General features: G+C 70.3%; 8 protein-coding genes. 3 read left to right on the top strand and 5 right to left on the bottom strand.

Going from position 1 to position 7278, the window contains the following annotated elements; genetic code table 11:
• Both JWQ91_RS00195 and JWQ91_RS00190 read right to left on the bottom strand, forming a co-directional pair.
• The coding region (locus JWQ91_RS00195; RefSeq protein ID WP_297779205.1) for an enoyl-CoA hydratase/isomerase family protein at window positions 1–475 on the bottom strand (475 nt) is incomplete at its 3' end.
• A gap of 31 nt (window positions 476–506) precedes the next feature.
• Window positions 507–1724 carry an acetyl-CoA C-acetyltransferase gene (locus JWQ91_RS00190; RefSeq protein WP_297779200.1) on the bottom strand — a complete coding sequence of 406 codons (1218 nt, stop codon included), beginning with the start codon at window positions 1722–1724 and terminating at the stop codon, window positions 507–509.
• 152 nt (window positions 1725–1876) lie between these two features.
• Here JWQ91_RS00190 and JWQ91_RS00185 point away from each other — a divergent pair, with 152 nt between their 5' ends.
• Window positions 1877–2593: a MerR family transcriptional regulator gene (locus JWQ91_RS00185; protein WP_297779198.1), complete on the top strand. Its 717-nt coding sequence runs from the start codon at window positions 1877–1879 to the stop codon at window positions 2591–2593.
• Window positions 2594–2663: 70 nt separating this feature from the next.
• Here the strand turns inward: JWQ91_RS00185 and JWQ91_RS00180 are convergent, their stop codons facing one another.
• Together JWQ91_RS00180 and JWQ91_RS00175 are read right to left on the bottom strand one after the other, a co-directional pair.
• A complete protein-coding gene (locus tag JWQ91_RS00180) occupies window positions 2664–3806 on the bottom strand; it encodes an acyl-CoA dehydrogenase family protein (RefSeq protein WP_297779194.1) in 1143 nt (380 codons plus the stop codon).
• A 13-nt stretch (window positions 3807–3819) separates the two neighbouring features.
• Entirely contained in the window at window positions 3820–4968 is a 1149-nt protein-coding gene (locus JWQ91_RS00175; protein WP_297779191.1) for a CaiB/BaiF CoA-transferase family protein, read from the bottom strand.
• 119 nt (window positions 4969–5087) lie between these two features.
• Between JWQ91_RS00175 and JWQ91_RS00170 the strand changes: the two genes are divergently transcribed.
• The gene (locus JWQ91_RS00170; RefSeq protein WP_297779188.1) at window positions 5088–5891 is read left to right on the top strand and encodes an alpha/beta hydrolase; all 804 of its coding nucleotides are present in this window, start codon (window positions 5088–5090) and stop codon (window positions 5889–5891) included.
• Between the two features lie 42 nt (window positions 5892–5933).
• Window positions 5934–7028: an FAD-dependent oxidoreductase gene (locus JWQ91_RS00165; RefSeq protein WP_297779186.1), complete on the top strand. Its 1095-nt coding sequence runs from the start codon at window positions 5934–5936 to the stop codon at window positions 7026–7028.
• Here JWQ91_RS00165 and JWQ91_RS00160 read toward each other — a convergent pair.
• Window positions 6976–7278: YciI family protein (locus tag JWQ91_RS00160; protein WP_297779183.1), on the bottom strand; the 303-nt coding region annotated here is incomplete at its 5' end. The genes JWQ91_RS00165 and JWQ91_RS00160 overlap by 53 nt on opposite strands.

Genomic DNA, 7278 nt, shown 5'->3' with positions numbered 1-7278 from the left:
GGACCGTGCGGGTCACGCCGCCACCGCCGGGCAGCAGGCCGAGGGTCGCCTCGGGCAGGCCGACCGAGTAGCCGCCGTCGACCGCGATGCGGTGGTGGCAGGCCAGGGCGATCTCGAGGCCGCCACCGAGGGCAGCGCCGTTGATGGCCGCGACGACGGGCTTGCCCGACGTCTCGAGCTTGCGCAGCGTGGCCTTGATGGTCTCGACCTCGTCGAACAGGCGCTGGGCGTCAGCCGGGGTCGCCTGCGTCATGAGCTTGAGGTCGCCGCCGGCGAAAAAGGTCTTCTTCGCCGAGGAGACGATGACGCCCTTGATCGACGCGGGGTCGTTCGCGATGTCCTTGACCAGCTGGTCGACGGCAGCTTCCATCGACGCCGCGTAGTCGGCGTTCATCGTGTTGGCGCTCTGGTTGGGGTCGTCCAGGACGATGTTGGCGATTCCGCCCTCGACCTCGTAACGCACTGCTTCAGTCATGGGTGTGTCTCTTTCGAAAGGGGGAGGGGGATCAGCTGAGGCGCTCGACGACGGTGGCGATACCCATGCCGCCGCCGACGCACAGCGTGGCCAGGCCGTACCGCTGGTCGCGACGCTCGAGCTCGTCGATCAGGGTGCCGAGGATCATCGCGCCGGTCGCGCCGAGGGGGTGACCCATCGCGATCGATCCGCCGTTGACGTTCGTCTGGTCGTGCGGGTAGCCGCCCAGGTCCTTCATGAGGCGCAGGGCGACGGCCGCGAAGGCCTCGTTGATCTCGAGCAGGTCGATGTCACCGATGCTCAGGCCGGCCTTCTCCAGCGCCTTGAGGCTGGCCGGGCCGGGGCCCGTCAGCATGATCGTGGGCTCCGAGCCGGAGACCGCGGCCGACAGGATGCGGGCGCGCGGCTTGAGGCCGTGGCGCTCACCGGCGGCCTCGTTGCCGATCAGCACGAGGGCCGCGCCGTCGACGATGCCCGAGCTGTTGCCGGCGTGGTGGACGTGGTCGATCTTCTCGACCCAGTGGTACTTCTCGAGCGCGACGGAGTCGAAGCCGCCCTGGTCGCCGATCTGCGCGAACGACGGCGGCAGCTTGCCGAGGCTCTCGGCGGTCGTGCCCTCCCGGACGAACTCGTCGTGGTCGAGGATCGTCAGGCCGGACGCGTCCTTGACCGGGATGACCGAGTTGTTGAAGTAGCCGTTGGCGATCGCCTTGGCGGCACGCGCCTGCGACTCGGCGGCGAACGTGTCGACGTCGACACGGCTGTAGCCCTCGACCGTCGCGATGAGGTCGGCGCCGATGCCCTGGGGCACGAAGTCGGTGTCGAACGAGGTGCGCGGGTCCATGGCCCAGGCGCCGCCGTCGGATCCCATGGGCACGCGGCTCATGGACTCGACGCCACCGGCGAGGATCATGTCCTCCCAGCCCGAGCGCACGCGCGCCGAGGCCTGGTTGACGGCCTCGAGGCCCGACGCGCAGAAGCGGTTGAGCTGGACGCCGGCGACGGTGTCGGGCAGTCCTGCGGCAAGGGCCGCGGTCTTGGCGATGTCGCCACCCTGGTCACCGACCGGGGAGACGCTGCCGAGGACCAGGTCGTCGATCCCGTCGGTGTCGAGGGTGGGGTTGCGCTTGCGGATCTCGTCGATGAGTCCGGTCACCAGCGAGATCGGCTTCACCTCGTGGAGGGATCCGGTCTTCTTGCCGCGACCACGGGGGGTGCGGATGGCGTCGTAGACGAAGGCCTCGGTCATAAGAAGCATCCTTAAAGAAGTCGTGCAGAATCAGGGTGGATGGCGCGTCAGCAGAACTGACAACCCCGATTGTGACACCAACACTGTCAAAGTCCAAGAGTCGGGGTGTGTGACAGGCCTCGCAGGGCGTCCGGTGGGCTAGCCTCGGACCCATGAACCCCGTTCCCGCCGAGACGTTGAGCGTCGAGCAGCTCGCGTCCCGCGTCGGGATGTCGGTCCGGACCGTGCGCTTCTACGCCGGCCGCGGCCTCATCCCGCCACCGCGCCGCGAGGGTCGCAACGGCTTCTACGGGCCCGACCACCTGGCCCGGCTCGAGCTCGTCAAGGAGCTGCAGGCACACGGGTTCACCCTGTCGGCGATCGAGGGCTACCTCGACAACATCCCGTCCGACGCGACGCCCGAGCAGGTCGCGGTGCACCGCACGCTCCTGGCACCGTGGATGGCCGACCGGCCCGAGCAGCTCGACCGCCCCGCGCTCGAGCTGCGCTCGGGACGTGCCCTGTCGGACCACGACATCGAGATGCTGATCGCGCTCGGCGTCGTCGAGCCCACGCCCAAGGAGGACGTCTTCCAGGTCGCCCCGGCGCACCTCGCCGTCGGCATCCAGTTCATCGAGACCGACATGCCGATCGAGGTCGCGCACGCGTCCCGCAAGATCTTCGACGACGCAGGCAAGGCCGTCGCGCGCGAGATCACCGAGGTCTTCCGGACCATGTGGTGGCCGGCGCTGCGCGACTCGGGCCGCCCGGTCGAGGACATCACGGCCCTGATCGAGCGGTTCAAGCCGCTGACGATCCAGGCGCTCGTGACGGCGTACGAGACCGCCGTCGACGAGGCCAAGCGCGAGACCGTCCGCCGCCGCTCCTGACGTACTGCTGGCAGTGACGTTTGGGCCCCCGGATCGATGATTCGGGGGCCCAAACGTCACGCTCAGCGGATCAGAGGCCCATCCCGCGGCCGATGATCTCCTTCATGATCTCGGTCGTGCCGCCGTAGATCGTCTGGATGCGGGTGTCGAGGTACGCCTTGGAGATCGGGTACTCGCTCATGTAGCCGTAGCCGCCGTGCAGCTGGAGGCACTGGTCGGCGACCTTCTTCTGCAGCTCGGTCGTCCACCACTTGCCCATCGCGGCGTCGTCGACCGTCAGGGTCTTGTCGTTGAGGCGCAGGATCGACTCGTCGACGTACACCTGCGCGATCCGCGCCTCGGTCTCGAGCTCGGCCAGCGTGAAACGCGTGTTCTGGAACGAACCGATCGGCTTGCCGAACGCCTTGCGCTCCTTGACGTACTCGACCGTCATGTCGATCATCCGGCGCGACGCCGCCGCGGCGACGACCGAGATCGAGAGCCGCTCCTGGGGCAGCTTCTCCATCAGGTAGATGAAGCCCTTGCCGGCCTCGCCGAGCAGGTTGGCGGCCGGGACGCGGACGTTGTCGAAGAACAGCTCGGCGGTGTCCTGCGCCTTGAGGCCGATCTTGTCGAGGTTGCGGCCGCGCTCGAAGCCCTTGGCGCCGCGCTCGACGACGACCAGCGAGAAGCCCATCGCGCCGGCCGACGGATCGGTCTGGCACACGACGATCACGAAGTCGGAGTTGATGCCGTTGGTGATGAACGTCTTGGAGCCGTTGATGACGTACTCGTCACCGTCCAGGACCGCGGTGGTCTTGATGCCCTGCAGGTCCGATCCGGTGCCGGGCTCGGTCATCGCGATCGCGGTGATCATCTCGCCGCTGCAGAACTTCGGGAACCAGCGGGCCTGCTGCTCCTCGTTGGCCAGCGACAGCAGGTAGCCCGAGACCAGGTCGGTCTGGATCACGAAGCCGATGCCGCTGGCGCCGATGCGGGTGATCTCCTCGGTGAGGATCGCGTTGTAGCGGAAGTCGCTGACCCCGCCACCGCCGTGCTCCTCGGGCATCATGAAGCCCAGCAGGCCCATCGCGCCGGCCTTCTCCCAGACCTCGCGGGGGACGATCGCGTCCTTCTCCCACTGGTCGTGGTGCGGCGCGATCTCCTTCTCGCAGAACGAGCGGACGGTGTCGCGGAACGCCTCGTGGTCGGCGTCGAAGATGTTCCTCTTCATGGGGGTGTCCCTTTCAGTCGGACTGGACGGCGACGCCGTCGGAGATGAGCTGGTCGACATCGGCGATGCCCCAGTCGGTGAGTGCGGAGACCGTGCTGGCCCCGGCCTTCTGCGGCGGGGTCGTCAGGGTCGCGGGGGTCGCCGAGAAGCGCGGCGCCGGCGCGGGCTGCGTCAGGCCGTCCCGCTCGACGTACGTCCCGCGGGCGACGTTGTGCGGGTGCTCGTACGCCTCGGTCAGGCTCAGCACCGGCGCGACGCACGCGTCGGTGCCGTCGAAGACCTGCTCCCACTCGGCACGGGTGCGGCTCGCGAACGTCTCGGTGAGCGTCGCGCGCAGCTCACCCCAGCGCGCGAAGTCGTACTGCCCCGGGGCGTCGGTCAGCCCGAGGCCCTCGACGAGCGCGGCGTAGAACTGCGGCTCGAGCGGACCGACCGACATCCACTGGCCGTCGGAGGTCTCGAAGACGTCGTAGAACGGGGTGCCGGTGTCGAGCAGGTTGGTGCCGCGCTGGTCGCTCCAGCTGCCGCCCTGCTGCATCGCGACGATCATCGACATCAGGTGCGCCGTGCCGTCGGTGATCGCGGCGTCGACGACCTGGCCCTCGCCGGTCGCCCGCGCGTGGGTCAGCGCGGCCAGCAGGCCGGTCACGAGGTAGAGCGAGCCGCCGGCGAAGTCGCCGACCAGGTTGAGCGGGACCTGCGGGGGTCCACCGGCACGGCCGATCGCGCCGAGCGCGCCGGCGACCGAGATGTAGTTGATGTCGTGGCCGGCGGTGTGCGCGAGTGGCCCGTCCTGTCCCCAGCCCGTCATCCGACCGTAGACCAGGCGGGGGTTGCGGGCGTGGCAGTCCTCCGGGCCGAGGCCGAGGCGCTCGGTCACGCCGGGGCGCAGGCCCTCGATCAGGATGTCGGCCGACTCGACCAGGTCGAGCACGACCTGCACGCCGCGGGGGTCCTTGAGGTTGACCGCGACGGACGGACGGCCGCGGCCGAGGATGTCGGTCTCGGGCGCGCCGAGCTGCAGCGCGTTGCCGCCGGGGCGGTCGACCCGGATGACGTCGGCGCCGAGGTCGGCGAGCAGCATCGCGGCGAACGGCCCGGGGCCGATGCCGACGAGCTCGACGACGCGCACGCCGTGCAGGGGTCCGGAAGAGTTGGTCACCTACGAATTGTGACAGTAACACTGTCACTGTTTCAAGTGACCCCGGTCGCATACCGCCGGTATCGGGATGTGTCATCATCGCTGTCACGTATCCGCAGCACCCCCGAGAGGACGGCCGCATGCTCTCCGAGCTGGTCTACACACGCAAGGGCTCCGGCGAGCCGCTCGTCCTGATCCATGGCATCGGCCACCGCCGGCAGGCGTGGGACCCGGTCTTCGAGGAGCTGGCCGAGTCCTACGACGTCATCGCGGTCGACCTCGCCGGGTTCGGCGAGTCGCCGGCCTATCCGCTCAGCGCGTCGTACGACATGGACACGGCGTGCAAGAACCTCGCGGACAACTTCGCCGCGTGGGGCGTCGAGAAGCCGCATGTCGTCGGCAACTCGCTCGGCGGCGCGATCGCGCTCGAGCTCGGTGCGCGGGGACTCGCCCGCTCGGTCACGGCGCTCAGCCCGGCCGGCTTCTTCGGAACGCTCAACCGGCTGCAGACCTTCGTGCTGCTGATCCTCCTGCGGCTCAGCAGCCAGCTGCCCAAGGCCGCGCTCCGGTTCACCTCGCGGCGCACGTGGGGGCGCCGACTCGCCGGCAGCTCGCTCTACACACATCCCGAGCGGTTCACCGCCGAGCAGGTCTACGGCGATGCGCTGGCACTCAAGCACTGCCACGGCTTCGAGCGGACGATCGGCCACGGCGTGACGTACGCCTTCAAGGGCCACGTGCCCGTGCCGACCACGATCGCGTGGGGCACCCGCGACGTGATCCTGCCCTACAGCTCCTCGGCGATCGCCCAGGAGCGGCTGCCCGAGGCGCGACACGTGGCCCTGCCGCACTGCGGTCACGTCCCGATGATCGACGACCCGGACCTGATCGTGCGGGTCGTGCAGCAGACCACGGCCGTGGCCGCGCAGGCCCCCGCGGCCTGAGCAGCCGGGCATACCTGCCCGCCGATCGGCGTTGACCCGGTCGTGGACATCCTCGACGCGGTCGTGATCGGTGCGGGTCAGGCCGGGCTGTCGTCGTCGTACCACCTGTCCCGCCGCGGGATCCGGCACGTCGTGTTGGACGCCGACGACCGCGCGGGCGGTGCGTGGCAGCACCGCTGGGACGCCCTGACGATGCACGACGTGCACCGGGTCGCCGACCTGCCGAGGTCCGAGATCCCCGGCGACTCCGGGGCCGAGCGGGCCAACCGGTTCGTGCCGGCGTACTTCGCGGCCTACGAGCAGCGCTTCGACCTGCCGGTCGTGCGACCCGTCACGGTCACCCGGGTCCGTGACGAGGGCGGCCTGCTCGTCGTGGAGTCGTCCGAGCGGTCGTGGACCGCACGGACCCTGGTCAACGCGACCGGCACGTGGACACGCCCGTTCGTCCCGCACTACCCCGGCATCGAGACGTTCAGCGGCGAGCAGCTCCACACCGTCGACTATCCGGGACCCGACCACTTCCGCGGCAAGCGTGTCGTCGTGGTGGGCGGCGGCGCCTCGGCGGTCCAGTTCGTCGGCGCGCTGGCCCCGATCACCGAGACGGTGTGGGTCACCCGGCGCGAGCCGGTCTGGCGCACCGGCGAGTTCACGCCGGAGATCGGCCGCGAGGTCGTCGCCCTGGTCGAGGAGCGGGTACGTCAGGGGTTGCCGCCGCGCAGCGTCGTCAGCGTGACCGGCTCGGTCCTGCGCGAGCAGGAGCGCGAGGCCGAGCGTCTGGGGGCGTACGACGCCCGGCGCGACATGTTCAGCGCGATCGAGCCCGACGGGGTGCGCTGGGCCGCCCCCTCGCCCGGGCGGGCGGCGTTCGAGCGCGCCGACGTGATCCTGTGGGCGACGGGGTTCCGGCCCGCGATCGAGCACCTCGGGCCGCTGCGCCTGCGCAGCCCGCGCGGCGGGATCCAGCTGGACGGGACGACGGCGGTGGCCGATCCGCGCGTGCAGATGGTCGGCTACGGCCCCTCGGCGAGCACGATCGGTGCCAACCGGGCCGGCCGCAGCGCCGCCCGCGGGGTCGCCGACCGGCTCAGAACTGCGGCGCCAGCCGGCCCGACACCGGCGTCCACTCCTGCACGGTGACCTCGGCGACGAGGCCCTCCGTGACGAAGGGGTCGGCGTCGGTCAGACGCTGCGCGTCCTCCTGGGACTCCGCGTCGAAGAGCAGCAGCGCGCCGGCGGGCTCGCCCACGTAGGGACCCGAGATGACGAGGCGCCCCGCGTCGGTCAGCTCGGCAAGATAGGCCCGGTGCTCGGGGCGCGTCGCGTCACGCGCCTCGGTCGAGTCGGCGGCGTAGCGGTAGGTCGTGGCGAAGATGGGCATGACCCCATG

The sequence above is a fragment of the Aeromicrobium sp. genome (assembly GCF_025965075.1).
Taxonomy (GTDB): Bacteria; Actinomycetota; Actinomycetes; order Propionibacteriales; family Nocardioidaceae; genus Aeromicrobium.
This window is presented reverse-complemented; position numbering and strand designations above follow the sequence as displayed.

Excerpts from the sequence above, each read along its gene's own strand:
- JWQ91_RS00190 (WP_297779200.1), bottom strand. The coding sequence starts at position 1,724 with ATGACCGAGGCCTTCGTCTACGACGCCATCCGCACCCCCCGTGGTCGC.
- JWQ91_RS00180 (WP_297779194.1), bottom strand. The coding sequence starts at position 3,806 with ATGAAGAGGAACATCTTCGACGCCGACCACGAGGCGTTCCGCGACACC.
- JWQ91_RS00185 (WP_297779198.1), top strand. The coding sequence starts at position 1,877 with ATGAACCCCGTTCCCGCCGAGACGTTGAGCGTCGAGCAGCTCGCGTCC.
- JWQ91_RS00170 (WP_297779188.1), top strand. The coding sequence starts at position 5,088 with ATGCTCTCCGAGCTGGTCTACACACGCAAGGGCTCCGGCGAGCCGCTC.